Below are 25,520 nucleotides of genomic sequence, written 5' to 3'. Positions count from 1 at the left end.
GACCTGAGGGTCCCCCCAGCCCGTTCAGAGCCTGGGGGAGGCTCACCTGTTTCCGACACCCGTGCACGGGGTGGGTGCCACTCGGCCGGAACAGGCGTGACAGGTGCCCCGGCGAGCGCCCTGCAGTCATCACGTTACCCAGTGCTCCACATTTCTGTGAAACCCCTCCTGACCTGCCTTTTTGCTTGGATTTCCAAGTAAATCGGCAAAGTCGGGAAGGTACCTGGTCACAGCCTTGCAGGAGGCCGGAGCAACGGCACGTTATCCCGGCCACCCCGGCCACGGGAAGAGTCGGTCTTCGGGCGGGTCGTCGGGCGGTGCGCCGGGGCGTACGACACGGCCGACGACCGTCGGCGACCGCCTGTGACCCCGGTTGACCTTCGATGACCTCACCTGACCTTCGGTGACTGTCTGTGACAACATCCAGCTCACAGCCTCGCATCGTGCCCTAGCATCGGGCGCGTGCCGCGCTCCTGTGTACCACCCTCAGTGCCCCACGCGCCCCCTCTGAGCGCCCTGCTCCGCCGCTACACCGCCGGCGCAGCGCTCGCCTGTGAGCCCGTCGAGGAGGGACTGCTGAACCGCGGCTACCGGCTGCACACCACCCGAGGCCGCTACTTCCTCAAGCACCACTTCGATCCGGACACCGCCGACCCCGCCTCCATCGCCCGTCAGCACCGGGCCACCGAGCGCCTGGCCGACCTCGGCGTCCCGGTCGCTCCCCCGCTGCCCGGCCACGACGGACGCACCGTCGCCGTCGTCGGCGGCCACGCCTACGCCCTCCACCCCTGGATCGACGGCCGCCACCGGCACGGCGCCCAGCTCACCCCCGGCCAGTGCGGCCGCCTGGGGGCGTTGCTGGGGGTGGTGCACGCCGGCCTGGAGCACGTGATGCCCTCAGGGGGCGCGGAACCCGTACTCCCGGCGCACGAACGGGAGCGCACCACCCCTGCCGACACCTTCGCGCTCATCGACGACCTCCTCGCGCGCGTGCGCCGGCACCGCCCCGCCGACTCCTTCGACGACCTCGCCCGCCACCGCCTCCTGGAGCGGCGCACGCTGCTGGAACGCCACGCGGACCGGCGTCCCCCGCACAGCGGCCCGGTCGGCTGGGTGCACGGGGACTTCCACCCGTTCAACCTGCTCTACCGCGGGGACGCCCCCGCCGCCATCGTCGACTGGGACCGGCTCGGCGTGCAGCCCCGCGCGGAGGAGGCCGTCCGCGCCGCCGCCATCTTCTTCGTCCGGCCCGACGGCGCCCTCGACCTGCCGAGGACGAGGGCGTACGCACGCGCGTACCGACGCGCGGCCGACGCCACTCCCTCCGAACTCGCGGCGGCCGTGCACCGCGTGTGGTGGGAGCGGCTCAACGACTTCTGGATGCTGCGCTGGCACTACGCGCGAGGCGACACCCGCGCGGACTCCCAGTTCCCGGCCTCCTCGGCCCTCGCGGTGTGGTGGACACGCGAGTACGACGCGGTGTGCGGGGCGTTCACGGACTGAGCGAACTCACCGGCGCACGGGCCCGGAAACGACCACGCGCGCGTGGAGCCCTGTCTCGGGCCCACGCGCGCGTGGAGGAGAAGCTAACTCGGGAACCTGACGGGTCGGCTCAGTTGCCGCCGCCGAGGCCGGTGCCGAGGGTGGTGGTGCCCTCCGTGCCGCCCGTCGGGTCCCCGCTCGGGTCGCTCGTCTGGGTCTCCGTGTCGGTCGGATCGTCCGACGGCTGGGTCTCCGTCTCCTCGTCCGTGGGCTCACTGCTGGCCGACTCGGAGGGGCTGGACGAGGGCGACCAGGACGGCGTGTAGGACGGCGTCCAGTTCGATCCGGAGCCCGAGCCGCTGCCGTCGTCCGTGCTCTCGTCCGTGGACGTCTCGCTCTCCTCGTCGGACGGCGACTCGCTGGGCGAGGCCGAGGCCGACGGTGAGACGGACGGCGACTTCGTGGTCTCGCTGCCGCCGCTGCCCTTCCCCTGGCCGTTCAGCGCGAGCGCGACGCCCGCGGCGATGGCGATCACCGCGAAGACGGCGAGTATCCACAGCTTGCCGCTGCCGCTGCCCTTGTTGCCGTGGCCCTCGAAGCCGCCGTCGTCACCGCCGCCGTAGCCGGCGGGCAGGATCGGCTGCGGGATCTGCGAGGTCGCGGAGCCGTCGGTGCCGTGCGGCAGCACCGTCGTGTGCGCGAAACCGCCGGGGGGCGTGCCCCGGCCGTCGTGCGCACCGACCGGGCCGGTGTTCCAGGTGCCGGTGTGGGCGCCCTGGTCGTACAGCATCTGCAGCCCGTACTGGACGAGACCGCGCATCTCCTCAGCCGTCTGGAACCGGTCGTCCGGGTCCTTGGCCAGTGAGCGCATGACGAGGCCGTCGAGCTCCGGCGGGCACTCGCCGTCCGAGGTCTGCGACGGCGGCACCGGAATGTCCTGCACATGCTGGTAGACCACCGACAGCGGCGTCTCGCCGGTGAACGGCGGCCGCAGTGCGAGGAGTTCGTACAGCAGACAGCCCGTCGCGTACAGGTCGGAGCGGTGGTCGACGGCCTTGCCGAGCGCCTGCTCCGGGGAGAGGTACTGGGGCGTGCCCATGACCATGCCGGTCTGCGTCATCGTCGTGGACGCGCCGTGCAGGGCGCGCGCGATGCCGAAGTCCATCACCTTGACAGCGCCGTTGTGCGTGATGATCACGTTCGCCGGCTTGATGTCGCGGTGCACGATGCCGTGCTGGTGCGAGTAGGCGAGCGCCTCCAGGACGCCGGAGACGATGATCAGGGCCTGCTCGGGCCCGGGCGCCTCGGCGTTGAGGAGCAGGTCGCGGATCGTGCGTCCCTCGACGATCTCCATCACGATGTACGGCACGCTCAGGCCGCCCACGAAGTCCTCGCCCGAGTCGTACACGGCGACGATCGCATGGTGGTTGAGCCCGGCCACCGACTGGGCCTCGCGTGTGAAGCGGGCCTTGGAGGTCGGGTCCTCCGCGAGGTCGGCGCGCAGCAGTTTCACCGCGACGGTGCGCCCGAGACGTACGTCCTCGGCCGCGAACACCTCGGCCATGCCGCCTCGGCCGAGTCTGTGGGTGAGCCGATACCGGCCGTCCCCGACCAACCCGCCGTTGCCCCAGTTCTCCGGCGCATCTGACATACCGCCGCCAGTCGCCTCGGGGTCGGACGGGCCCTGAGCGCGCTGCTGTGCCATCAGTCCTCGCCGTCGTTTCTGCCCGCGGTGCGCGCGGTGTTGTTACGGTCTCCGTCGGCCACGCTACAGCCTCTGCGCAAGCCGCCGGTCCGGGGCGATCCCCGAAGCGATGCCCGGGACGGACCCGGACGCCGGTCCGAGACGGACCGGCCATGAAATCTGTACTCCGTGCCGGCGTGCAAATTCTGTGTACCGCCCGTACGGCACCTGTAACGCTTCCGCGACGCTTCTTTCTCGTAGGGTCACGGAACGGGCACCGAGCTTGACGTGTCAGTGCCCTGCGGCAGACTTGGCCGGGAATAGCACTTTCGATCAACGACAGTCAACGGCGCCTGAAGGCCTACGGGGGACGCAGAAGATGAGCCAGGACGGCGCGCAGGGCCGGTACGCGGGGCGGGCGCTGGCCGCCGGCCGCTATCAGCTGCGCGACTTGCTCGGCGAGGGCGGCATGGCCTCGGTGCACCTCGCCTACGACGCCGTGCTCGACCGTCAGGTCGCGGTGAAGACCCTGCACACCGAACTCGGCCGCGAGCAGGCCTTCCGTGAGCGCTTCCGCCGCGAGGCCCAGGCCGTGGCCAAGCTCACGCACACCAACATCGTCTCCGTCTTCGACACGGGCGAGGACGAGGTCGAGGGGCTGACGACCCCGTACATCGTCATGGAGTACATCGAGGGCCGCCCGCTCGGCTCGGTGCTCGACGAGGACGTGCGGCAGCAGGGCGCGATGCCCGCCGACAAGGCGCTGAAGATCACCGCGGACGTGCTGGCCGCACTGGAGATCAGCCACGAGATGGGCCTCGTCCACCGCGACATCAAGCCCGGCAACGTGATGATGACCAAGCGCGGCGTCGTCAAGGTGATGGACTTCGGCATCGCGCGCGCCATGCAGTCCGGCGTCACCTCGATGACACAGACCGGCATGGTCGTCGGCACCCCGCAGTACCTCTCGCCCGAACAGGCGCTGGGGCGCGGTGTGGACGCGCGGTCCGACCTGTACTCGGTCGGCATCATGCTGTTCCAACTCGTCACCGGGCGGCTGCCCTTCGAGGCGGATTCGCCGCTTGCGATCGCGTACGCGCACGTGCAGGAGGAGCCGGTGGCTCCCTCCTCGATCAACCGGGCGCTGCCGCCGGCCGTCGACGCGCTCGTCGCCCGCGCGCTGAAGAAGAACCCGAACGAGCGTTTCCCGACCGCCGTCGCCATGCGCGACGAATGCCTGCGCGTCGCCGCCTCCTTCCAGCCGGCCCCGCCGAGCATCGTCCCGGGCGCGCAGACGTCGAGCGGCGCGGGCGTCGGCTCCGCGGTGTTCCCGCCGGTCGGCCAGAGCACCCCGGCGCCGCCCCACGCGGGCGTCCAGACGCCCTACCAGCCGGCCCCGACCCCGAACCCGTACGGCACGCCCCCGACCCCGGCGCCGTCCTACGGCTATCCGCAGCAGGGCGGCTACCAGACGCCCGCTCCGGCGTACGGCCACCAGCAGGCGCCGCACACCCCGCCCGCGTACAACCTCAGCCCGCAGCCGTCGACCACGGTGTCCGCGGGCGGCGGCCGCAAGAACAGCAAGGCGGTGCTGATCGGCTCGACCGTCGTCGCCGTGGTGGCCGTCGGCGGCCTCATCTCCGCCCTCATGATGAACGGCGGCAGCGACGACGACGCCAAGGGCGGTACGACCAGCTCCTCGCCGTCGGCGACCAAGGCGGCGGACTACCGCGGGCCGGACACCTCGAAGACCATCGAGTCGACGGAGTGCTCCGAGCCGCAGGAGTCGTACAACGACCCGGACAAAATCCAGGTGCCGAACTTCAAGTTCAAGTACATCGCTTCGGTCAAGGAGTGCTTCCAGGCCGCGGGCTGGAAGATGAAGATCACGAAGGTCGACGAGAACACCTACGGCGACGGCGCGGTCATGGACCAGTTCCCCTCCGCCGGAACCGACGTCGACCCGGATGAGATGCCCGAGATCGAGCTCAAGGTGTCCTCGGGCAACCCGGCGTCCTGACGTCGGGCGCTCGGGCTCTCGGGCACTCGGGCTCTCGGGCACTCGATATTCGGACATGTATCGGACATGTAGAAGGGGCCCGGCGTTTCGGACGCCGGGCCCCTTGTGCTTGGTCGCTCCCGTGGGTTCTACAGGTACGGGCCGCCCGAACGGCCGCCCGTGCGCGGGTCGTCGGCGCCCTCGTGGCCGACGCCCGGCGGCAGCGCGCGGCGCATCTGCTCCAACTGGGCCCGCGCGGCCATCTGCTGGGCGAAGAGCGTGGTCTGGATGCCGTGGAAAAGGCCCTCCAGCCAGCCGACCAACTGGGCCTGCGCGATGCGCAGTTCCGCGTCGCTCGGAGTCGAGTCCTCGTTGAACGGCAGTGACAGCCGCTCCAGCTCCTCGACCAGCTCCGGCGCCAGGCCGTCTTCCAGTTCCTTCACCGAGCTCGCGTGGATCTCCTTCAGCCGGACCCGGCTCGCCTCGTCCAGGGGAGCCGCGCGCACCTCCTCGAGCAGCTGCTTGATCATGCTGCCGATCCGCATGACCTTCGCCGGTTGCTCGACCATCTCGGTCACCGGGATCTCACGGGAGTCCTCGTCAGCGTCGATGCCGCCGAGCGCCATGCCGTCCTGACCTACGACCAGGATCTTCTGGGCGTTCTCCGGCGACCTTTCGTTCCTCGGCATCTCCATGCCGCCATTCTCTCGCACGTCCCCACCTCATCACCCTGGTGCCCCCCTCGAAGGCTGATCCACCGTTTCCGTTCGGCGGAGTCCGGAATGCGGCGACAGTTCCCTGATGTGAGGCTTATTGCGTCTTTTCCTTGGCGACCTGGCACCGGGAGGGGGTCACGAACGTGACTCCATGGCAGCAGGTGAAGTGCGCGACACGCGTATGCGTGGGGGTGGGCGTGGTCGCGACGAGCATGGCGAGCGTGATCGCGCTGCCCTACGGGAGCGCGCGCGCCACGCCGTACGCCGCCGTGTCGACGTATGCCGCCGTGTCGGCGTCCCTCCGCCCCACACCCAGCTCCACCGCCTCCTCCCCCGAGCCCGACCGGGCCGGCAGCCGGGCGGGCGAGGGGCGGCAGCGGCCCGGACGGGTGGACGACGGGGGAGAGGACGCGGAGACGGAGGACTCGGAGGCCGAGGGCACGGGCGACGAGGACACCGCGGGTGAGGACCCGGACGAGGTGAGCGGCGACGCGGAGGCCGGCGACGGCGACCAGGTCGACGACACCGACGCGTCCGCGTCCCCCGCCGTCGCCCCCGTGGCCTCGGACGGGCCGCAGGACGCCGTGCGGCAGGCGGCCACCCAGGGTGAGCGGGCCGACGGACCCGTACTGCAGATCCTGCCGCTCGGCAGCGGGCTCGTCCTCATCGGCCTGGGCATCGCCCTGGCCCTGGCCGCACTGCGCCTGCGCCGCTCCTAGAGCCTGTCCCAGGGCCTGTGCTACGCCGTGAGCAGGACCTTGCCGACATGACCGCTCTCCTCGACGACCCGATGGGCGGCGGCCGCATCGCTCATCGGGAGTTCGCGGTCGACGACCGGCCGTACCCGACCCGCGGCGATCAGGGGCCATACATGCTCGCGGACGGCCGCCACGATGGCCGCCTTCTCCTCCAGGGGGCGGGCCCGCAGCGAGGTCGCGCTGATGGCGGCACGCTTGGCGAGGAGCGCGGCGATGTTCAGCTCGGCCTTGATGCCGCCCTGCATGCCGATGATCGCGAGCCGGCCGTTGACGGCGAGGGCCTGGACATTGCGATCCAGGTACTTCGCGCCCATGTTGTCGAGGATGACGTCGGCGCCGGCGCCGCCCGTGGCCTGCCGCACCTCGGCGACGAAGTCCTGCTCCCGGTAGTTGATCAGGATGTCCGCGCCCAGCTCGGCGCACCGGTCCAGCTTCTCCTTGGTGCCCGCGGTGACGGCGACCCGCGCGCCGGCTGCCTTGGCCAGCTGGATCGCCATGGTGCCGATGCCGCTGGAGCCGCCGTGCACCAGCAGCGTCTCACCGGGACGAAGGTGGGCGATCATGAAGACGTTCGACCAGACCGTGCTGGTCACCTCGGGGAGCGCGGCGGCCCGCGTCAGGTCGACGCCCTCGGGCACGGGCAGCAGCTGACCGACCGGGACGGCGACCTTCTCGGCGTACCCGCCGCCCGCGAGCAGCGCGCACACCTCGTCGCCGACACTCCAGCCGGAGACGCCGGGGCCGATCTCGGCGATCCGGCCGGAGCACTCCAGACCGGGGTAGCGGGAGGCGCCGGGCGGCGGGTCGTAGAAGCCCTGCCGCTGCAGGATGTCCGCGCGGTTCACGGCCCCGGCCACCACCTCGACCAGGACCTCGCCCTCGCCGAACACGGGATCGGGGACCTCGTCCCACACCAGCGCCTCGGGACCACCAGGTTCGGGAATCGTGATCGCATGCATGAGGGGGACGCTACTCCTCGTCGCACCGCCGCCGGCTGCGGGCCCGCGCCGAAAAAAGGGTGCGATCACCGATGAGTTCCGGCCAGGGTAAAGGTCTCCCCATGCGTAACCCACGTGCGCGGAAGGACACCCCACCATGAGCCAGCACACGTCCGGCCTGGCCATCGAGACCGCGGGACTGGTGAAGACGTTCGGTGAGACCCGGGCCGTCGACGGCGTCGACCTCGCCGTCCCGGCCGGCACGGTCTACGGCGTCCTCGGCCCCAACGGCGCCGGCAAGACGACGACCGTGAAAATGCTCGCCACCCTGCTGCGGCCCGACGCGGGCGAGGCACACGTCTTCGGCCACGACGTCGTACGGGAGGCCGACGAGGTACGCGGCCGCGTCAGCCTCACCGGCCAGTACGCCTCCGTGGACGAGGACCTCACCGGCACCGAGAACCTGGTCCTGCTGGGCCGTCTCCTCGGCCACGGCAAGAAGGCCGCGCGGGTGCGTTCCGGGCAGCTGCTGGAGGCCTTCGGACTGACCGAGGCCGGTGGGAAACAGGTCAAGCACTACTCGGGCGGCATGCGGCGCCGTATCGACATCGCCGCGTCCATCCTGAACACCCCCGACCTGCTCTTCCTCGACGAGCCGACGACCGGGCTCGACCCGCGCAGCCGCAACCAGGTGTGGGACATCGTGCGCGCGGTCGTCGCCCAGGGCACCACCGTGCTGCTGACCACGCAGTATCTGGACGAGGCCGACCAGCTGGCGTCCCGGATCGCCGTCATCGACCGCGGTCGGGTGATCGCCGAGGGCACGAAGGGCGAGCTGAAGGCGTCCGTCGGCGCCGGCTCCGTCCATCTGCGGCTGCGGGACGCGGAGCAGCGGCCCGCGGCGGCCGAGGTGCTGCGGCGGACCCTGGACGCGACCGTGCAGCTGGAGCCCGACCCGGTCGCCCTCACGGCCCGCGTCGGTACGGCGACCAGTGGCATCGCCGCCGAGCAGGCCGCCCGGGCGCTCGGCGAGCTGGCCCGCTCCGGAGTCACCGTGGACAACTTCTCGCTGGGGCAGCCCAGCCTGGACGAGGTGTTCCTCGCCCTCACCGGACACGACACGCATCGCCCGAAGGACGAGGTGGCGGCATGAGCACCACGACGACCACGGAAGCACAGGACCTGGCCCCCGTTCGCACCGAGTCGCTCGCCGCGCTGCTGGTCGCCGGGGAGCGACCGCCGCGCCCGAGCGCGTGGTCGGCCTCCCTCACCTTCGGCTGGCGGGCGATCCTCAAGATCAAGCACGTGCCGGAGCAGCTCTTCGACGTGACCGCGTTCCCGATCATGATGGTGCTGATGTACACGTACCTGTTCGGGGGCGCCCTGGCCGGGTCCCCGGAGGAGTACATCCAGTTCCTGCTGCCGGGCATCCTGGTGATGTCGGTCGTGATGATCACGATGTACACGGGTGTCTCGGTGAACACCGATATCGAGAAGGGCGTCTTCGACCGCTTCCGGTCGCTGCCGATCTGGCGGCCCTCGACGATGGTCGGCTATCTGCTCGGCGACGCCCTGCGCTACACGATCGCGTCCGTCGTGATGCTCACCGTGGGCATGCTGCTCGGCTACCGCCCGGACGGCGGGTTCGCGGGCGTCGTCGCCGGGATCGCCCTGCTGGTCGTCTTCTCGTTCGCGTTCTCGTGGATCTGGACGATGTTCGGGCTGCTGCTGCGCACCGAGAAGTCGGTGATGGGCGTCAGCATGATGGTGATCTTCCCGCTCACCTTCCTGTCCAACGTGTTCGTCGACCCCAGCACCATGCCGGGCTGGTTGCAGGCCTTCGTCAACAACAGCCCGGTGACCCATCTGTCGTCGGCGGTGCGGGGGTTGATGGCCGGCGACTGGCCGGGCGTCGAGGTCGCCTGGTCGCTGGGCTGGTCGGCACTGTTCGTCCTGGTCTTCGGGCCGGTGACGATGCGGCTCTACAACCGCAAGTAGCGGGTGGGGGCGTTCAGGCCGGCGGAAGGGGCGGGACACCGGGCATGCCGGGCGCCCCGAGGGTGGGTCGTGCGCTGGGCGGGCCCACCCGCACGATGGTGACCAGCCGGTCCGTCGCCTCCAGCACGCCGATCGCCGGGTCGTCGTAGGCGAGGACGCGGTGCCCTCGGACGACGCTCACCACCAGGTCGGTCGTCTCGCGCGGGCCACGGCCCGTCTCGGCCTTGGTGACGGGCCGTTCGACGAGGTCCAGCCCATCGCCCTGCTGGATGAGGTCCTCCATGACCTTGCCCGCCGCCGGGCTGAGCACGGACAGGCCCAGGAGCCGGCCGGCCGCACCGGCGCTGGTGATGACCTCGTCGGCGCCGGACTGCTTGAGCAGCGGCGCGTTCTCCTCCTCGCGGACCGCCGCCACGATCTTCGCCCGGGGGTTGAGCTGGCGGGCCGTCAGCGCCACCAGGACGGCCGTGTCGTCGCGTTCGGTCGCGATGACGATGCGCCCCGCCCGCTGCACCTCGGCCCGGCGCAGCACATCACTGCGCGTCGCGTCCCCGACCACGCCCTCGTAGCCCTCGGCCGTCGCCGCGTCGACGACCTTCGCACTCGGGTCGATCACCACGACCTGCTCCTTGCGCAGGCCCGAGGTGCAGGCGGTCCGGATCGCGGACCGCCCCTTCGTGCCGAAGCCGACGACGACAGTGTGGTCACGCAAGGGGACCTCCAGGATCATGGACAGTTGGGGACTCATGGAGACGTGTTGCTTCATGACGGGCACCGACCCGCCGGGAACCATGGTGCCCGCCGATCGAATGACCACCACAGGGGGCACACGATGAAGGACCAGGAACGACACCCCGCCGGTCCGGCCCGGCTCTCCCTCTTCAGGTCCCTCTGGTACCGCTCGCGCACCGAGGCCCGGGACGACGCCGAGGCGGGCCGCTCCATCACGATGCCCATGCACATCAGTGTGCCCCCGCTCCAGCAGGTGCTGCGGCGCCTCGCCATGGGCCTACTGGTGCTGGCCGCCACCACCCTGATCGTCTACGCCGACCACGACGGGTACAACGACAACTCGGACGGCTCGGTCGGCCTCCTCGATGCCGCCTACTACGCCACCGTCACCCTCTCCACCACCGGCTACGGCGACATCACCCCGGTCAGCGACATGGCCCGGCTCGTCAACATCCTGGTCATCACACCGCTGCGCGTGCTGTTCCTGATCATCCTGGTCGGCACCACCCTGGAGGTACTCACCGAGCGCACCCGCCAGCAGGTCCGCATCCACCGCTGGCGGGCCCGCACCAGTGACCACATCGTGGTCGTCGGATACGGCACGAAGGGCCGGCACGCCGTGCAGACCCTCATCGGGCAGGGCATCCCCAAGGACCGGATCGTGATCGTGGACGCACAGCGGAAGTCCGCGAACATGGCCGGCGACGACGGGCTGGTCGCGGTGACCGGGGACGCCACCCGCTCGGAGACGCTCCTCAAGGCCGAGGTCCAGAACGCCTCCCGGGTGATCGTCGCCCCGCAACGCGACGACACGGCAGCCCTGGTCACCCTCACCGCCCGCCAGCTGAACCGGCGCGCCACGATCGTGACCGCCGCCCGGGAGGACGAGAACGTGCCGCTGCTCAAGCAGAGCGGCGCGGACACCGTGATCACCAGCTCCAGCTCCGCCGGCCGACTGCTCGGCGTCTCGATGGTCAGCCCGACCGTGGCCAGGACCCTGGAGGACCTGATGACCCTCGGCAGCGGCCTGGACCTCATCGAGCGCCCGATCACCAAGGCGGAGGCAGGAAAGGCACCACGGACCTGCGCGGACCTGGTCGTCGCCGTGGTCCGGGGCAAGGAACTGCTGGACTACGCCGATCCCCGGCTCACCAGTCTGCGGCCGGGAGACCACGTCATCACGGTCAGCCGGGCCGTTCCGCCCGCCGACCACGCATGACGATGTTTCACGTGAAACAGCGCCTGGCTCAAGGGGTGTCGAGCGCCCGATTCGGGGGGTGTTTCACGTGAAACACGGCGCATGTTTCACGTGAAACATGCGCCGATCCCGGCGGTCGCCCATGGCAGGTCGAGGAGCTCGGCCTCCTGACCCGCTCGCGCGCCGCCCGGTGGGACGACGGCGAGGGCGTCGGCGGCCGCGATGCCCCGCAGCATGGCCGGCCCGTTGTAGTGCAGCGGCCCGGCATGATCGCCCCGCAGGACGACCGGGATGAGCCGCGTGTCGTAGGGGTGCCCGTGCACCGTCTCCCTCAGCGGCAGCGCATACGACTCCGGGGCCAACCGGGCGGCGAGCGTGCGCAACAGGGGCTCGGCGAGGGTGAGCAGGCCGGAGACGGCCGCCAGCGGATTGCCGGGCAGGCCCACGAGGTGCTGATCGTCCTTGATGCGGGCCAGCAGCATGGGGTGCCCGGGACGCACCTTGACGCCGTCGACGAGGAGTTCGGCGCCGATACGGCGCAGTGTGGGGTGGACGTGGTCGACAGGGCCGGAGGCGGTGCCCCCGGTGGTGACGATCAGGTCGGCACCGGATGAGGTGATGGCCTTGTGCAGGACCTTCGCGTCGTCACGAAGCCTGCGGACGGCGGTGACCTCGGCGCCCAGCGCCCGCAGCCACGGGGGCAGCATCGGGCCGAGCGCGTCCCGGATGAGGCCGTCGTGCGGGCGGCCCTCCGTGAGCAGTTCGTCGCCCAGGACCAGCACCTCGACCCGGGGCCGGGGAACGACGGCCAGCGTGTCGTACCCGGCGGCCGCGGCAAGGCCGAGGACGGCCGGGGTCACCACGGCTCCGGCGAGCAGCAACTGGTCGCCGGAGCGGCACTCCTGACCCCGCGGGCGGATGTCCTGGCCGTGCTGCATCTCGCGGGTCGGGTGCAGTCGGTCATTGTCGTCGGTGCGGCCGTGCTCGCTGCGCAGCACCGCGGTGGTGTCCGGGGGGATCCGGGCGCCGGTGGCGATCCGGACGGCCTCGCCGTCGGCGAGCGGTGCGTGCGCCGCGCTCCCGGCCAGCACGCCCTCGTCCCGCACGTGCCAGGGGCCGGGGCCTGCGACCGCCCAGCCGTCCATCGCGGAGGTGTCGAAGGAGGGCAGGTCGGTGAGAGCGGCCAGCGGGGCGGCCAGGACGAGGCCGAGGGCGTCGTCGAGAGTGACGGAGACGGGGGCGCGGCGGGCGGCGGCGGACCGTGCGGCGCGGGCGGCGATCCTCCGCGCCTCTGGCCAGGGAGTGGCCTGGTGGCGGTGCTCTTCGGAGGCGGCCCGGTGCCCGGCCTGCGGGGCGGGGGAGGACTGCGTGCCGTTGCCGTCGCACTGCGCGGGGCCGTTGCCGTCCTTCACGAGAGCGAGCGCCTCCTCGACGTCGAGGTCCTCGGCATCGAGGCCCTGCCGGGTGCCGCGGGGCGTCATCCGGCGTCCGGACCGGAGCCGCCGGCCTTGTCCTGCTCGGCCTCCTCCGCCCAGCGCAGCGCCAGCGCGGCGGCCTTGCGGGCGGCCTCGGCGACGGCCTCCGGGCCGCCCTGGGCCCGGGCGGCCGCGTAGCCCACCAGGAAGGTGGTCAGCGGGGCCGCGGGCCGGGCCACCCCGTGGGCGGCGTCGCGGGCGAGGTCGAGGAGAAGGCCGGTGTCGACATCGAGGTCGATGCCCAGCTCGTCCTTGACTGCGGAAATCCATTCATCCAACACGTGGCCATGCTCCCTGATACGTGCCCTGGCGGTGGCGATGTCGTCCCAGGTGTCGCAGTCGAAGGACCCGACCGGGTCGGGGACGCGGGTGAGATCGAGCCCGGCGGTCAGCCGGCGCAGGGGCAGCCCGCCGAGGCCGCCCTGGTCCGCGGTGAGCGCCGCCAGTTCGCGGCGCAGGGCGGCGGTACGGTACGCGGCGACGAGCGGCTGGTCACGGCCGTCCGCGTCGGTGAGCAGCGCGCCCTCGGCCGCGTCGGCGCGCAGGGTGGTCAGCAGCCGCCGTACCGTGCCCGCCGCGAGGAACGGCAGGTCGGCGGAGAGGACGAGGACGTCCTCCGCGGTGGTGTGGCGCAGCCCCGCCTCGAGCGCGGCGACGGGGCCCGCACCGGGCGGGTCCTCACGCGCCCAGCGCACGGAGCGGGCGGTGCGGCGGGGGTCGGCGACGACGACCGTGGTCCGCGCGTCGGCGCAGGCGCCCAGCACCCGGTCCAGCAGCGCGCGCCCGCCCACCCGCACGCCCGGCTTGTCGGCGCCGCCGAGCCGACGGGCACCGCCACCGGCGAGCACGACGGCGTCGTATGCGGCGCCATGGACGGCGTCATCGGCGGCGTCGTGTTCGACGGACTCGGCGGGCTCGTTCGAGGTCACCCCCCGAGTATGCGGTCCGTCCCGGGGATGCGTGCCCCCTGGATCACGGGGAACGCGACAGCCCGCCCGCGTTCACAGCGTGCGCAGCAGCACCGCCGGCTGCTCCACGCAGTCCGCGACGTAGCGCAGGAAGCCTCCCGCCGTGCCGCCGTCGCACACCCGGTGGTCGAAGGTCAGCGAGAGCTGGACGACCTGGCGCACGGCAAGCTCGCCCTCGTGCACCCACGGCTTGGGGACGATGCGGCCGACGCCGAGCATGGCCGCCTCGGGGTGGTTGATGATCGGCGTGGAGCCGTCGACGCCGAACACGCCGTAGTTGTTCAGCGTGAAGGTGCCGCCGGTCAACTCCCCCGGGGTGAGGCGTCCTTCGCGGCCGGCCTCGGTGAGCCGCGCGAGCTCGGCGGTGAGCCCCTCCGCGTCCCGGGCGTGCGCGTCCCGGACGACGGGCACGACGAGTCCCCGCGCGGTCTGCGCGGCGAAGCCGAGGTGGACATGGTCGAACTGGACGACCTCCCGGGCCGCCATGTCGACGCTCGAGTTGAGCTCCGGGAAGCGGGCGAGGGCCGCGGTGCAGATACGGGCCAGCAGCGCGAGGAGGGAGATCTTCGGCCCGCCCGTCGCGTTCATGGCGGCCCGGGCACGCATCAGCTCCGTCGCGTCGGCGTCCACCCAGCAGGTCGCGTCCGGAATCTCGTGCCGGCTGCGGGAGAGCTTGTCGGCGACGACACCGCGGACGCCCTTGAGGGGGATCCGGCGGCCGCCGGAGAGCGCGGAGGAGGAGACGGGCTGTCTCGGTTGCGCGTGCTGGACGGGCGGGGCGGGCTGGGCCGGCTGGGCGACACGGCTGTCCGCAGTGCCCGCGCGCAGCGCGTTCTCGACGTCCGCGCGCAGGATCAGCCCGTCGCGGCCGGTGCCCGTGAGCTCCCGAAGGTCCAGGCCGTTCTCGCGGGCGAGGCGACGGACGAGCGGGGAGATCACCGGGACGGGCCCGTCGGCGACCACCGAAGCCGCCGCCGCCGCTGCCGTCGCCGTCGAAGCCGCCCGAGCCGACGGTGCCGCCGGCCGCTGCACCCGGCGCCTGCGCGCGGGGGCCTCCGCCGTGCCGTATCCGACCAGCACATTGCCCGAGCCGGAGCCCGAGCCCTCGGTCGGGCGGGCGGGCCCGGCCGGGCCGAGCGCTTCGCCGGAGGCAGGCGCGCCGACCGCGACCGTGATCAGCGGGGCACCCACGGGCAGTTCCGTGGTCTCCTCGCCGAAGCGGGCGGTGACCACGCCGCCGTAGGGGCAGGGCACCTCGACCATCGCCTTGGCCGTCTCGACCTCGACGACCGGCTGATCCACGGCGACGACATCGCCGACCTGGACCAGCCAGCGCACGATCGTCGCCTCGGTGAGCCCCTCGCCGAGGTCGGGCAGTCTGAACTCCAGCACCTGTGCCATCAGTTGTCGGCCTCCCACTGCAACCGTGCCACCGCGTCCAGGATCCGGTCGACGCCGGGCAGGTGGTGGCGCTCCAGCATCGGCGGCGGGTACGGGAGGTCGAACCCGGCGACGCGCAGCACCGGCGCTTCCAGGTGGTGGAAGCAGCGCTCCGTGACGCGGGCCGCGATCTCTCCGCCCGGGCCGCCGAAGGAACCCGACTCATGGACGACGACCGCCCGGCCGGTCCGCCGTACCGAGGCGCAGACCGTGTCGTCGTCGAACGGCACCAGGGAGCGCAGGTCGACGACTTCGAGATCCCAGCCCTCGGCGCTCGCCGCCTCGGCGGCTTCGAGGCAGACCGGCACCGACGGCCCGTACGTGATCAGTGTGGCGCTCCGCCCCGAGCGCCGCACCACCGCACGGCCTATCGGTTCAACGGTCCCCGGGTCCTCGGGGTTCCAGGAGTCCTTGGACCAGTACAGCCGCTTGGGTTCGAGGAAGACTACGGGGTCGTCGGAGGCGATGGCGGCACGCAGCAGGCCGTAGGCGTCGGCGACCGTGGCGGGCGCGACGACATGGAGGCCCGGGGTCGCCATGTAGTAGGCCTCGGACGAGTCGCTGTGGTGCTCGACGCCGCCGATGCCGCCGCCATAGGGCACGCGAACGGTGATCGGCAACGGCATCCGGCCGCGAGTGCGGTTGCGCATACGGGCGACATGGCTGATGAGCTGCTCGAACGCCGGGTAGGCGAAGGCGTCGAACTGCATCTCGACGACCGGGCGCAGGCCGTACATCGCCATGCCCACGGCGGTGCCGAGGATGCCGGCCTCGGCGAGCGGGGTGTCCGTGCAGCGGGCCTCGCCGAACTCCTTGGCCAGGCCGTCGGTGACGCGGAAGACGCCGCCGAGGGTGCCGACGTCCTCGCCCAGGACGTGCACAGAGGGGTCGGCGGCCATCGCGTCCCGCAGCGCCCGCGTGAGGGCCTGCGCCATGGTGGCGGGCTTGAGGGCGACGGTCGTCATCGGTGCGCGCCTTCCTGTTCCGCCTCGAGCTCCGCGCGCAGCAGCGCCCGCTGCTCCCGCAGTTGGGAGGTGGGTTCGGCGTACACGTGGGAGAACAGGTCCATGGGGTCGAGGACGGGGTCCTGGTTCATCCGGGCACGCAGGTCCGCGGCCATCGCCTCGGCGGCGTCCCGCGCGGATCTCTTCACGTCCTCGTCGAGCAGTCCGCGCGCGGTCAGTTCGCGCTCCAGCAGCTCGATCGGGTCGTGCTCGCGCCAGGTCTCGACCTCGGCGTCGCCGCGGTAGCGGGTGGCGTCGTCGGCGTTGGTGTGCGCCTCGATGCGGTAGGTGACCGCCTCGACGAGCGTGGGGCCGCCGCCCTCGCGCGCGCGGCGCACGGCGTCGGCCAGCACCTCGTGCACGGCGGCCGCGTCGTTGCCGTCGACCAGGCGGCCCGGCATGCCGTACCCGACGGCCTTGTGGGCCAGCGAGGGGGCGGCGGTCTGCTTGGCGAGCGGGACGGAGATCGCGAAGCCGTTGTTCTGCACGAAGAAGACGACCGGAGCCTGCCAGACGGCGGCGAAGTTCAGCGCCTCGTGGAAGTCGCCCTCGCTGGTGCCGCCGTCGCCGACCATGGCGAGCGCGACCACGTCGTCGCCCTTGAGGCGGGCGGCGTGCGCAAGGCCGACGGCATGCGGGAGCTGGGTGGCGAGCGGGGTGCACAGGGGCGCGACCCGGTGCTCGTAGGGGTCGTAGCCGGTGTGCCAGTCGCCGCGCAGCAGGGTGAGGGCCTCGACGGGGTCCACGCCGCGTGCGACGACGGCGAGGGTGTCGCGGTAACTGGGGAAGAGCCAGTCCCGCTCCTCCAGGGCGAGCGCGGCGGCGATCTCGCAGGCCTCCTGGCCGGTGCTGGAGGGGTAGACGGCGAGTCTGCCCTGCTTGGTGAGGGCGGTGGCCTGGACGTTGTAGCGGCGGCCGCGCACCAGCTGTGCGTAGAGCCGGCGCAGCAGCTCCGGGTCGGCCTGTGCGGCCGCGTCGGTGCCGAGGACGCGGTACGGCTCCGCGTCGGGCAGCAGCGGCGCGGGGTCGGTACGGGGCTGCCAGGCGGGCGGCGGCGTGGGGCGGTACGTGCCCCGCTGCTCCATGACCGTCATGACGGCACCTCCTCGTGGGAGCGGCTACGGGAGACGCGTCGGTTGTGACCCGTCTCACCTACCGATTGTTCGGTCGTCGGCACATTTTGGCTACAGGCCCCCTCAGGCTGTGGACAAACGGTTCTCCACAGCCTGAGATGGACGCAGTACGTCCATGACAGGAAGGTGGGGGGACATGGCACCTGAACAAATGGCCGAAGGGCCGGAGCACGGTGCCACGCTTCCCGAGACCAGCCCGCAGCCGAGCGGCCCGCAGCCGACCACGCCACAGCCGAGCGGCCCGCAGCGGCCGGGCGGTCCGGCGCAACCGGGCGGCGTGCCCCAGCCGCACAGTGCCCCGCTGTCGCCGCCGCGCCCGCTGGACGCCATCGATCAGGACATTCTGCAGATGCTCCAGGCGGACGGCCGCGCCTCGATACGGTCGGTCGCCGAACGGGTCCACGTCTCGCGCGCAAACGCTTACGCGCGGATCAACCGGCTGATCGAGGACGGCGTCATCCGCGGCTTCGGCGCCCGGGTCGACCACGAGCGCGCGGGCCAGGGCACGAGTGCCTACATCACGCTGAAGATCGTCCAGAACTCCTGGCGGACGGTGCGCGAGCAGCTCACGCAGCTGCCCGGCGCCTCCCACATCGCCCTCGTCGGGGGCGATTTCGACGTCCTGCTCCTGGTGCACACGCCCGACAACAGAGCGCTGCGCGAGGTCGTGCTGACCCGCCTCCAGGCGATCCCGGAGGTGCTCAGCACGCGCACGCTGCTGGTGTTCGAGGAGGAGGACCTGGAACCGCAGGGCTGAGCCCCGGGCTGAGCCCCCGAGCCCTAGGGGGCCGCTCGGGGAGCCGTTCGCAGCCCCTCGAAGACCAGCCGTACCACCGCGTCGGCCACCTCGATCTCGACCATGCCCCGGCCACCGGGCCGGTACCACTCGACGATCGAGTTGATCATCCCGAAGACCAGTCGCGTCGCGAGTCGCACCTCCACGTCGCCGCGTACCTCCCCGTCGGCGGCGGCCGCCTGCAGCAGCTCGGCGACCCGGTGGTCGAAGTCGCGGCGGCGCTCCAGCGCCCACCGCTCCGTGTCGGTGTTGCCGCGCACGCGCAGCAGCAGGGTGACGTAGGGCAGTTCGCCGATGAGCACCTCGACCATGCGCCGCACGACGTACTCCAGGCGCTGCGAGGCGTGCCCCACGCGCGCGTGCTCCTCGTCGAGGATCCCGAAGAGGCCGTCCAGGGCCCGGCTGACGGCCCGCCGCAGCAGTTCCTCCTTGCCGGCGACATGGTGGTAGATCGACGACTTGGAGATGCCTGCGGCCTTGGAGAGGTGCTCCATGGAGGTGCCGTCGTAGCCGCGCTCGTTGAAGACCTGCACGGCGACCGAGAGCAGGGTCTCCGGCGTGTAGGTGTCGCGCTTGGCGGTGGTCACGAGGCGCCCTCCCGCTTCTCGGTGGCATAGGAGTGCCGGTAGAGCGCGAGGGACGGCGCGTAGCGGCCGGAGGGGTCGCGGTCGTGCAGGTCGTCCAGGAGGGCGCAGGCCCAGGTGCGCCCGAGCCTGCGGCTCCACTCGAAGGGGCCCAGGGGGTAGTTCACGCCCAGGCGCATCGCGGTGTCGACGTCCTCCTCGGTGGCGACGCCCTTGGCCACGGCGTCGTGCGCGAGGTCGACGATCCGCGCGACCGTACGGGCGACGATCATGCCGGGCATGTCGCCGATGACGCTGACGTCCTTGCCGAGCGCCTGGAACAGGCCGATCGCCTCGGACATCGTCTGGGTGGAGGTGTCCTGGGAGGCGGACAGGGCGATGCGGGTGGCCTTGCGGTAGTCGAGGGCGAGGTCGAAGTAGACGACGTCCCGGAACTCCACGGAGGTCTGGCCGTCGGCCAGGGCGAGCTGCCCGCCGCCGGGCAGCACCAGGCGGGTGCCGTGGTCCTCTTCCTCCTCGCGGACCTGTACGCCCGCCTCACGGATCAGCGCGAGCAGCTCCGACGCGGGGCCCAGGTTGCCCTCGGCGACGACGTACGCGGGCGGCTGGGCCGGTTCCGCGGTGTGCGGCTCGGCCGGCTCGGCGTCCTCCCGGTAGTCGTACCAGCCCTGGCCGGACTTGCGGCCGAGGCGGCCCGACTCGACCAGGCGGCGCTGAGCGAGCGAGGGCGTGAACCGCACGTCCTGGAAGAAGGACCGCCACACGGAGTGCGTGACCGACTCGTTGACGTCCTGCCCGATCAGGTCGGTCAGCTCGAAGGCGCCCATCCGGAAGCCGCCCGACTCGCGCAGGATCGCGTCGATGGTGGCCGGGTCGGCGCCCTGTGCCTCGTAGACGGCGAACGCCTCGGCGTAGAAGGGCCGCGCGATGCGGTTGACGATGAAGCCGGGGGTGTCGGCGCAGGCGACCGGCGTCTTCCCCCAGGAGCGGGCGGTCTCGTACGCGCGCGTGGCCGAGGTGACGTCGGTGGCGTACCCGGAGACGACCTCCACCAGCGGCAGCAGTGGCGCCGGGTTGAAGAAGTGCAGGCCGACGAAGCGGCCCGGGTTGCGCAGGGCGCCCGCGACGGCGGTCACCGACAGGGACGAGGTGTTGGTGGCGAGCAGACAGTCCTCGCCGACCACGTCCTCCAGCTGCCGGAACAGCTCCTGCTTGGCCGCCAGGTCCTCGACGACGGCCTCGACGACCAGGGAGCAGTCCGCGAGGTCGGCGAGGCTCTCCGCGGCCTTCAGGCGGGCCCGGGCCTCGTCCCGGTCGGTGGCGGCGAGACGGTCCTTGTCGACGAGCCGGTCGAGCCGGGCGCCGATCGCGGCGGCCGCCTCACGGGCGCGACCGGGGACGGCGTCGTACAGCCGCACGGGGTGGCCCGCTACCAGCGCGACCTGGGCGATGCCCTGGCCCATGGTGCCGGTGCCGACGACGGCCACGGGGCTGCTGAGGTCGTTTGCTGTCATGTGCGCGATCCTCCCGCACGGGGTTTTCCACAGATGCGGCAGGCCCCCTTGTCCCGACCGATCGTTCGGTTACTCTAACTCTGACTGGTGGTGCCTGCCCAGGTTTCCACCAGGTCATGGGCTCGAAGAAGAGTTCTCACGACGAGGAGTTGGTCCCGCATGGCCGCCGAACTGTCCGTGCCCGCCCTGATCGCCCAGCACCGGCCCACCCTCGACCAGGCCCTGGAAGCGATCCGCACCCGCGCGTACTGGTCCCCGCACCCGGAACACCCCAAGGCCTACGGGGAGAACGGCAGCCTGGACGCGGCGGCGGGCAAGGCCGCCTTCGACGCCGTCCTGAACACCCGGCTCGACCTCGGCCAGCCCGGCACCGACGACTGGGTGGGCGGCGAGGTCTCGCCGTACGGCGTCGAGCTGGGCGTCACGTACCCGCACGCGGACGTGGACACCCTGCTGCCCGCGATGGCGGCCGGACAGCGCGCCTGGCGGGAGGCGGGCGCGGAGACCCGCGCGGTGGTCTGTGTGGAGATCCTCAAGCGGATCAGCGACCGGACGCACGAGTTCGCGCACGCGGTCATGCACACCTCCGGCCAGGCCTTCATGATGGCGTTCCAGGCGGGCGGCCCGCACGCGCAGGACCGCGGCCTGGAGGCGGTGACGTACGCGTACGCGGAGCAGGTCCGCACGCCCGGCACGGCGGAGTGGACCAAGCCCCAGGGCAAGCGCGACCCGCTCGCGCTGACCAAGAGCTTCACCCCGGTCCCGCGCGGCACCGCCCTGCTCATCGGCTGCAACACCTTCCCCACGTGGAACGGCTACCCGGGCCTGTTCGCCTCCCTCGCCACCGGCAACGCGGTCCTGGTCAAGCCCCACCCGCGCGCGGTGCTGCCGCTCGCGCTGACCGTGGGGGTCGCGCGCGAGGTGCTCGCCGCGGCCGGCTTCGACCCGAACCTGGTCGCGCTGGCCGCCGAGCGTCCCGGCGAGGGCATCGCCAAGACGCTGGCCACCCGCCCCGAGATCAGGATCGTCGACTACACCGGGTCGACCGCCTTCGGCGACTGGCTGGAGGCCAACGCCCGCCAGGCGCAGGTCTACACCGAGAAGGCCGGCGTCAACACGGTGATCGTGGACTCCACCGCGAACTACAAGGGCATGCTCGCCAACCTGGCGTTCTCGCTGTCCCTGTACAGCGGCCAGATGTGCACCACCCCGCAGAACCTGCTGATCCCCCGCGCGGGCATCCGCACCGACGAGGGCCTGAAGAGCTTCGACGAGGTCGTCGCCGACCTGGCCCGCTCGGTCGACGGCCTCCTCGGCGACGACACGCGCGCGAACGCGCTGCTCGGCGCGATCGTCAACCCGGACGTCAAGGCCCGTCTGGAGGCCGCGGCAGGCCTCGGCGAGGTCGCCCTCGCCTCCCGCGAGGTGAGCAACCCGGAGTTCCCGGACGCGATCGTGCGCACCCCCGTCATCGTCAAGCTGGACGGCGCCAAGCCGGACGACGAGGCCGCCTACATGAGCGAGTGCTTCGGCCCGGTCTCCTTCGCCGTCGCGGTCGACTCGGCGGCCGACGCGGTCGCCCTGCTGCGGCGCACGGTGCGCGAGAAGGGCGCGATGACGGTCGGCGCGTACACCACCGACGAGGAGGTCGAGCGGGCGATCGAGGAGGTCTGTCTGGAGGAGGCCGCCCAGCTGTCCCTCAACCTCACCGGCGGGGTCTACGTCAACCAGACGGCCGCGTTCTCCGACTTCCACGGCTCGGGCGGCAACCCGGCGGCCAACGCGGCCCTCACGGACGGCGCATTCGTCGCGAACCGCTTCCGGGTGGTGGAGGTCCGCCGGGAGGCGTAGGCGCTACGCGGGTGCGCCCCCGGTGGCGCTCCAGTGGTACAGCGTCATGGCCACACTGGTCGCGAGGTTGTAGCTGGAGACCTGGGGGCGCATCGGCAGGGCGAGAAGATGGTCGGCACGCGCGCGCAGCTCCGCGGAGAGCCCGCTGCGCTCCGAGCCGAACGCGAGGAGGGCGTCGTCCGGGAGCTTGACGCCCCGGATGTCGTCGCCCTCCGGGTCGAGGGCGAACACCGGGCCGGCCGGCAGCTCGTCGACCGTCAGCCGCTCCACGGCGGTCGCGAAGTGCAGCCCCGCCCCGCCGCGCACGACGGTCGGATGCCAGGGGTCGAGCGTGCCGGTGGTGACCACCCCGGTCGCCCCGAAACCCGCCGCCAGCCGGATCACCGCCCCCGCGTTGCCCAGGTTGCGCGGATCGTCGAGGACGACGACGGGAGTGGCGCGGGGCATGTGCCCGAGCCGCTCCAGGTTGGCCGCGCGGGAGGGCCGCACCGCCAGGGCGGCGACGCCGGTGGGATGCGGGCGCGGCACCAGGGACGCGTACGTCGCCTCCGGGACCTCCGTCAGAAGCCGGTCCAGCGACTCGCGTACGTCGGGGGCGAGTTCGTCGGCGAGGGCGAGCGTCGCCCGCCGGTCGACTGCGACCGCGACCAGGACCTCGGCCCCGAAGCGTACGGCGTGCTTGAGGGCGTGGAAGCCGTCGAGCAGGACGGCGGCGTCGGTGTACCGGCGCCACCGGCCGAGCGGATCGAGCCCGTCGAGCCCGTCGGGCGGATCGAGCCGCTCGGAACCGGCGGTCGCGCGATCGGTCATGCCGTGAACCCTACGCGGGTCGGCTCGGGCTCCTTCTGGCCCGACGGCTCCGCCGCGGCCGTACGCCCACCGCCGGAGAACAGCCGTCCACGCGCGCGCGACGCCCATCCGCCCAGCCGGTGCAGGAACGGAGTCGGCAGGAAGACGGCGTCCGTCGCGATCATGGCCAGCGAGAAGAACGGCAGTCCGAGGACCACGGCGATCACCGCGTGCTCGGCCATCATCAGGGCCAGCAGGACGTTCTTGAGCCGCCGGTTGAACAGGGTGAACGGGAAGGCGACCTGCACGATGACGGTCCCGTAGGTCGCGAGCAGCACCATCGTGCCGCTGGCGGCCAGCAGGTCGGCGAGCGCGGGCCAGGGCGAGAAGTAGTCCAGGTGCAGCGGGTAGTACACGGCGGTGCCGTCCTGCCAGCGCGAACCCTGGATCTTGTACCAGCCTGCCGTCGCGTAGATCAGACAGGCCTCGATCATGATCACGACCAGGGCGCCGTTGTGCAGGATGTTGCCGATCACCTCGAACAGGATCCGGGGCTCCGGCGACTTCCTGAGACGTCCGACGGCCCACCACAGGCCCTGCACGACCCACGCCGCCCACAGCAGCACGGGAATGGTCGCCTCGCTGTGGAAACGGCCCGCCACGGTCACCGTGACCAGCACGAACCCGGACGCGGCCCACAGCACGGGACCGACCCGGTCCGTTATCCGCTCCCCACGCGCGCGTGCCTCGCGCTCCCGCCGTGCCCGCCGCGCGTCCAGCGACCACACCTGGCCGCAGCGCATGAACACCAGGTAGATCGACATCAGGTGCAGGACGTTGTCGCCGCCGTCGCCCATGAAGACGCTGCGGTTCTGCAGCGAGAGCACGCCGACCATGAACAGCACCGACATCGTGCGGGTGCGCCAGCCGAGCAGCAGCGCCACACTGGCGAGCAGCCCGATCGCGTAGACGGCCTGGAACCAGCCCTGTCCGTCCGACCACATCAGGGCCGTGAACGCCCCGTTGGTGTCGATCAGCTGCCGGGCCAGCTCCCAGTCCCAGGGGCTGTCGGGGCCGTAGAGCTCCTGGCGGTGGGGGAACTCGCGCAGCAGGAACAGCAGCCAGGTGGCGCTGAAGCCGATCCGGACGACGGCGCTCTGGTACGGCGCGAGCGCCGACTCGGTGACACGGGCGATGGCGGTGGACACCGTCAGGGAGAACCGGTTCACCTCGCGCCTCCCTCGGTCTCGCCGGTCGGCACCGACCACCAGGACAGCTCGCGGTACACCGGGCTCATCGACACCTTCTCGGTGCTCCACTTCGGCGGGGTCACGTTGGTGGTCTGCGAGCGGATCTGGATCCGCTCGACGACACCGTCGTCGCCGGCCACGCCGCCCCGTTCCAGGCGCAGCACCACGATGTGGCGCAGATACGTCTCGGAGAGAGCGCCGCGAACGCCGACGGGGCGGTTCTCGTTGTTGTGCGTGGCGGTGAAGAAGTCCCAGGCGCGACGCAGCTCGTTCTGCTGCGTGTGGCTCGGCAGCAGGTTGCCGTCGATGGCCCGGCCGTCCTGCGCGGACAGGTCGTACCAGCCGGTGGTCCGCGACCCGCCGTCCACGGTGCGGACCTGCGCGCGGACCTGGACGGCGATGTTCTGCTGCAGCGGGTTCGGTGCGAACAGCTTCCAGTTCTGTTCGAACTCCGGGTACACCCATTCGTCGATCGCCCGGCCGTGCGCCTTCGTGACCGTGTTCTGCGGCGCGACGTGCAGGAACACCATCCCCACGTGCACACAGACGGCGACGGCGACGACGGCGAGCGCCAGCGCGGCACCGATCTGATAGCGCGGGGAGAGCGCGGCCACACCGGTCCGGGGCTCGGCGTGGTGGGGCTCGGCGTGGTGCGGCTCGGCCGCGAGGCCGGGGGCGGAGGCGGGGGTCGCGCTCGGACCGGCGGCAGGGTCCGCAGCCGAGGCAGCGGCGGCGGGCTCGGCACCGGGACCGTCGTCGTCGGCGGCCCGCGAACCGGGTTCGGAGCTCGGGAGCTCCGTGCTCGGGAGCTCCGTGCTCGGGAGCTCCGTGCTCGGGAGCTCCGTGCTCGGGAGCTCCGTCCGGGGCCGGGGAACGACGTCGCCGGGAAGGACGTCCTCCTCGGGCGGCGTCTGCGTCTCCGCCCCCGCGTCCGTCTCCGCCTCCTCAGACGTGTTGCGCCCCCGTGGAGCGCCAGAGCCTCCGTCGTACGCGTCCATTCCGCCCCGTTCCCCGATCCCGGTCGTGTTCCTGCTGCATCGCGCAATCGCGAACGGTACTCAGCCTCACCCGTTCGGCGCAGCCCTCCCCCCGCTTCGCCCGGGACGGGCCGGGGGCGGGGTGGTTGTCCACAGGGGACGCCCGCAGGTTATCCACAGCGGTTGACACCTTACGACGGCCGTCCCACCATGGAATCGGACAGACCGAACGAT

The 25,520-nt window shown here is 72.0% G+C and carries 21 protein-coding genes and 1 pseudogene; 8 read left to right on the top strand and 14 right to left on the bottom strand.

Annotation, left to right across the window (positions count from 1 at the left end; genetic code table 11):
• The first annotated feature begins 489 nt into the window (after nucleotides 1–489).
• Complete coding sequence (locus ABZ725_RS10465; protein ID WP_358802298.1) at nucleotides 490–1,503, top strand: phosphotransferase; 1,014 nt, start codon at nucleotides 490–492, stop codon at nucleotides 1,501–1,503.
• A gap of 109 nt (nucleotides 1,504–1,612) precedes the next feature.
• On the opposite strand, the gene ABZ725_RS10460 is transcribed toward ABZ725_RS10465, so the two are convergent.
• A complete protein-coding gene (locus ABZ725_RS10460) occupies nucleotides 1,613–3,190 on the bottom strand; it encodes a protein kinase (RefSeq protein ID WP_358802748.1) in 1,578 nt (525 codons plus the stop codon).
• A gap of 355 nt (nucleotides 3,191–3,545) precedes the next feature.
• On the opposite strand from ABZ725_RS10460, the gene ABZ725_RS10455 reads away from it, so the two are divergent.
• Nucleotides 3,546–5,186 carry a protein kinase gene (locus ABZ725_RS10455; protein ID WP_358802297.1) on the top strand — a complete coding sequence of 547 codons (1,641 nt, stop codon included), beginning with the start codon at nucleotides 3,546–3,548 and terminating at the stop codon, nucleotides 5,184–5,186.
• A 128-nt stretch (nucleotides 5,187–5,314) separates the two neighbouring features.
• Here the strand turns inward: ABZ725_RS10455 and ABZ725_RS10450 are convergent, their stop codons facing one another.
• The gene (locus tag ABZ725_RS10450; protein WP_351905693.1) at nucleotides 5,315–5,860 is read right to left on the bottom strand and encodes a bacterial proteasome activator family protein; all 546 of its coding nucleotides are present in this window, start codon (nucleotides 5,858–5,860) and stop codon (nucleotides 5,315–5,317) included.
• Between the two features lie 218 nt (nucleotides 5,861–6,078).
• On the opposite strand from ABZ725_RS10450, the gene ABZ725_RS10445 reads away from it, so the two are divergent.
• Nucleotides 6,079–6,600 carry a hypothetical protein gene (locus ABZ725_RS10445; protein WP_358802296.1) on the top strand — a complete coding sequence of 174 codons (522 nt, stop codon included), beginning with the start codon at nucleotides 6,079–6,081 and terminating at the stop codon, nucleotides 6,598–6,600.
• A 20-nt stretch (nucleotides 6,601–6,620) separates the two neighbouring features.
• Here the strand turns inward: ABZ725_RS10445 and ABZ725_RS10440 are convergent, their stop codons facing one another.
• Entirely contained in the window at nucleotides 6,621–7,598 is a 978-nt protein-coding gene (locus ABZ725_RS10440) for an NAD(P)H-quinone oxidoreductase (protein WP_358802295.1), read from the bottom strand.
• Nucleotides 7,599–7,734: 136 nt separating this feature from the next.
• Here ABZ725_RS10440 and ABZ725_RS10435 point away from each other — a divergent pair, with 136 nt between their 5' ends.
• Together ABZ725_RS10435 and ABZ725_RS10430 are read left to right on the top strand one after the other, a co-directional pair.
• Nucleotides 7,735–8,730 carry an ATP-binding cassette domain-containing protein gene (locus ABZ725_RS10435; protein WP_358802294.1) on the top strand — a complete coding sequence of 332 codons (996 nt, stop codon included), beginning with the start codon at nucleotides 7,735–7,737 and terminating at the stop codon, nucleotides 8,728–8,730.
• On the top strand, nucleotides 8,727–9,575 hold the full coding sequence (locus ABZ725_RS10430; RefSeq protein ID WP_358802293.1) for an ABC transporter permease: 849 nt from the start codon (nucleotides 8,727–8,729) through the stop codon (nucleotides 9,573–9,575). The genes ABZ725_RS10435 and ABZ725_RS10430 overlap by 4 nt, the downstream gene beginning before the upstream one ends.
• Nucleotides 9,576–9,588: 13 nt before the next feature.
• Here the strand turns inward: ABZ725_RS10430 and ABZ725_RS10425 are convergent.
• Nucleotides 9,589–10,287 (bottom strand): annotated as a pseudogene (locus ABZ725_RS10425) (NAD(P)-binding protein); the annotation flags it as partial.
• A 120-nt stretch (nucleotides 10,288–10,407) separates the two neighbouring features.
• Here ABZ725_RS10425 and ABZ725_RS10420 point away from each other — a divergent pair.
• Nucleotides 10,408–11,526: a potassium channel family protein gene (locus tag ABZ725_RS10420; protein WP_358802292.1), complete on the top strand. Its 1,119-nt coding sequence runs from the start codon at nucleotides 10,408–10,410 to the stop codon at nucleotides 11,524–11,526.
• Nucleotides 11,527–11,612: 86 nt separating this feature from the next.
• On the opposite strand, the gene ABZ725_RS10415 is transcribed toward ABZ725_RS10420, so the two are convergent.
• From ABZ725_RS10415 to pdhA, 5 genes are all read right to left on the bottom strand, one after another.
• Complete coding sequence (locus tag ABZ725_RS10415; RefSeq protein WP_358802291.1) at nucleotides 11,613–12,986, bottom strand: molybdopterin molybdotransferase MoeA; 1,374 nt, start codon at nucleotides 12,984–12,986, stop codon at nucleotides 11,613–11,615.
• Nucleotides 12,983–13,828 (bottom strand): NTP transferase domain-containing protein, encoded by an 846-nt coding sequence (locus ABZ725_RS10410; RefSeq protein WP_358802747.1) that lies wholly within the window; start codon nucleotides 13,826–13,828, stop codon nucleotides 12,983–12,985. The genes ABZ725_RS10415 and ABZ725_RS10410 overlap by 4 nt, the downstream gene beginning before the upstream one ends.
• Nucleotides 13,829–13,981: 153 nt before the next feature.
• A complete protein-coding gene (locus ABZ725_RS10405) occupies nucleotides 13,982–15,349 on the bottom strand; it encodes a dihydrolipoamide acetyltransferase family protein (protein ID WP_358802290.1) in 1,368 nt (455 codons plus the stop codon).
• Nucleotides 15,349–16,353, bottom strand: a complete 1,005-nt coding sequence (locus ABZ725_RS10400) for an alpha-ketoacid dehydrogenase subunit beta (protein ID WP_351905669.1) — start codon at nucleotides 16,351–16,353, stop codon at nucleotides 15,349–15,351. Before ABZ725_RS10400 ends, ABZ725_RS10405 begins: the two co-directional genes overlap by 1 nt.
• Nucleotides 16,350–17,486, bottom strand: a complete 1,137-nt coding sequence (gene pdhA, locus ABZ725_RS10395) for a pyruvate dehydrogenase (acetyl-transferring) E1 component subunit alpha (RefSeq protein ID WP_358802289.1) — start codon at nucleotides 17,484–17,486, stop codon at nucleotides 16,350–16,352. Before pdhA ends, ABZ725_RS10400 begins: the two co-directional genes overlap by 4 nt.
• Before the next feature lie 316 nt (nucleotides 17,487–17,802).
• Between pdhA and ABZ725_RS10390 the strand changes: the two genes are divergently transcribed.
• Entirely contained in the window at nucleotides 17,803–18,282 is a 480-nt protein-coding gene (locus ABZ725_RS10390; protein WP_358802746.1) for an Lrp/AsnC family transcriptional regulator, read from the top strand.
• A 23-nt stretch (nucleotides 18,283–18,305) separates the two neighbouring features.
• Here the strand turns inward: ABZ725_RS10390 and ABZ725_RS10385 are convergent, their stop codons facing one another.
• Nucleotides 18,306–18,908, bottom strand: a complete 603-nt coding sequence (locus tag ABZ725_RS10385; protein WP_358802288.1) for a TetR/AcrR family transcriptional regulator — start codon at nucleotides 18,906–18,908, stop codon at nucleotides 18,306–18,308.
• Nucleotides 18,905–20,419: a 3-hydroxyacyl-CoA dehydrogenase gene (locus tag ABZ725_RS10380; RefSeq protein WP_358802287.1), complete on the bottom strand. Its 1,515-nt coding sequence runs from the start codon at nucleotides 20,417–20,419 to the stop codon at nucleotides 18,905–18,907. The genes ABZ725_RS10385 and ABZ725_RS10380 overlap by 4 nt, the downstream gene beginning before the upstream one ends.
• A 159-nt stretch (nucleotides 20,420–20,578) precedes the next feature.
• Here ABZ725_RS10380 and paaN point away from each other — a divergent pair, with 159 nt between their 5' ends.
• A complete protein-coding gene (gene paaN, locus ABZ725_RS10375; RefSeq protein ID WP_358802286.1) occupies nucleotides 20,579–22,270 on the top strand; it encodes a phenylacetic acid degradation protein PaaN in 1,692 nt (563 codons plus the stop codon).
• Nucleotides 22,271–22,273: 3 nt separating this feature from the next.
• On the opposite strand, the gene ABZ725_RS10370 is transcribed toward paaN, so the two are convergent.
• From ABZ725_RS10370 to ABZ725_RS10360, 3 genes are read right to left on the bottom strand one after another with little or no spacing between them, the layout of a single operon-like run.
• Nucleotides 22,274–23,080, bottom strand: a complete 807-nt coding sequence (locus ABZ725_RS10370) for a TrmH family RNA methyltransferase (RefSeq protein ID WP_358802285.1) — start codon at nucleotides 23,078–23,080, stop codon at nucleotides 22,274–22,276.
• Nucleotides 23,077–24,288, bottom strand: a complete 1,212-nt coding sequence (locus tag ABZ725_RS10365; RefSeq protein ID WP_358802284.1) for an HTTM domain-containing protein — start codon at nucleotides 24,286–24,288, stop codon at nucleotides 23,077–23,079. The genes ABZ725_RS10370 and ABZ725_RS10365 overlap by 4 nt, the downstream gene beginning before the upstream one ends.
• Complete coding sequence (locus tag ABZ725_RS10360; protein ID WP_358802283.1) at nucleotides 24,285–25,307, bottom strand: DUF5819 family protein; 1,023 nt, start codon at nucleotides 25,305–25,307, stop codon at nucleotides 24,285–24,287. The genes ABZ725_RS10365 and ABZ725_RS10360 overlap by 4 nt, the downstream gene beginning before the upstream one ends.
• Nucleotides 25,308–25,520 lie beyond the last annotated feature (213 nt).

Origin of the sequence: Streptomyces sp. NPDC006872 (assembly GCF_040635845.1) — a bacterium.
Lineage (GTDB): Bacteria > Actinomycetota > Actinomycetes > Streptomycetales > Streptomycetaceae > Streptomyces.
This window is presented reverse-complemented; position numbering and strand designations above follow the sequence as displayed.

Coding starts and splice junctions, on each gene's coding strand:
- ABZ725_RS10415 (WP_358802291.1), bottom strand. CDS start 12,986: ATGACGCCCCGCGGCACCCGGCAGGGCCTCGATGCCGAGGACCTCGAC.
- ABZ725_RS10455 (WP_358802297.1), top strand. CDS start 3,546: ATGAGCCAGGACGGCGCGCAGGGCCGGTACGCGGGGCGGGCGCTGGCC.
- ABZ725_RS10405 (WP_358802290.1), bottom strand. CDS start 15,349: ATGGCACAGGTGCTGGAGTTCAGACTGCCCGACCTCGGCGAGGGGCTC.
- ABZ725_RS10400 (WP_351905669.1), bottom strand. CDS start 16,353: ATGACGACCGTCGCCCTCAAGCCCGCCACCATGGCGCAGGCCCTCACG.
- pdhA (WP_358802289.1), bottom strand. CDS start 17,486: ATGACGGTCATGGAGCAGCGGGGCACGTACCGCCCCACGCCGCCGCCC.
- ABZ725_RS10360 (WP_358802283.1), bottom strand. CDS start 25,307: ATGGACGCGTACGACGGAGGCTCTGGCGCTCCACGGGGGCGCAACACG.
- ABZ725_RS10430 (WP_358802293.1), top strand. CDS start 8,727: ATGAGCACCACGACGACCACGGAAGCACAGGACCTGGCCCCCGTTCGC.
- ABZ725_RS10370 (WP_358802285.1), bottom strand. CDS start 23,080: ATGACCGATCGCGCGACCGCCGGTTCCGAGCGGCTCGATCCGCCCGAC.
- ABZ725_RS10420 (WP_358802292.1), top strand. CDS start 10,408: ATGAAGGACCAGGAACGACACCCCGCCGGTCCGGCCCGGCTCTCCCTC.
- ABZ725_RS10450 (WP_351905693.1), bottom strand. CDS start 5,860: ATGGAGATGCCGAGGAACGAAAGGTCGCCGGAGAACGCCCAGAAGATC.
- ABZ725_RS10440 (WP_358802295.1), bottom strand. CDS start 7,598: ATGCATGCGATCACGATTCCCGAACCTGGTGGTCCCGAGGCGCTGGTG.
- ABZ725_RS10435 (WP_358802294.1), top strand. CDS start 7,735: ATGAGCCAGCACACGTCCGGCCTGGCCATCGAGACCGCGGGACTGGTG.
- paaN (WP_358802286.1), top strand. CDS start 20,579: ATGGCCGCCGAACTGTCCGTGCCCGCCCTGATCGCCCAGCACCGGCCC.
- ABZ725_RS10380 (WP_358802287.1), bottom strand. CDS start 20,419: ATGACAGCAAACGACCTCAGCAGCCCCGTGGCCGTCGTCGGCACCGGC.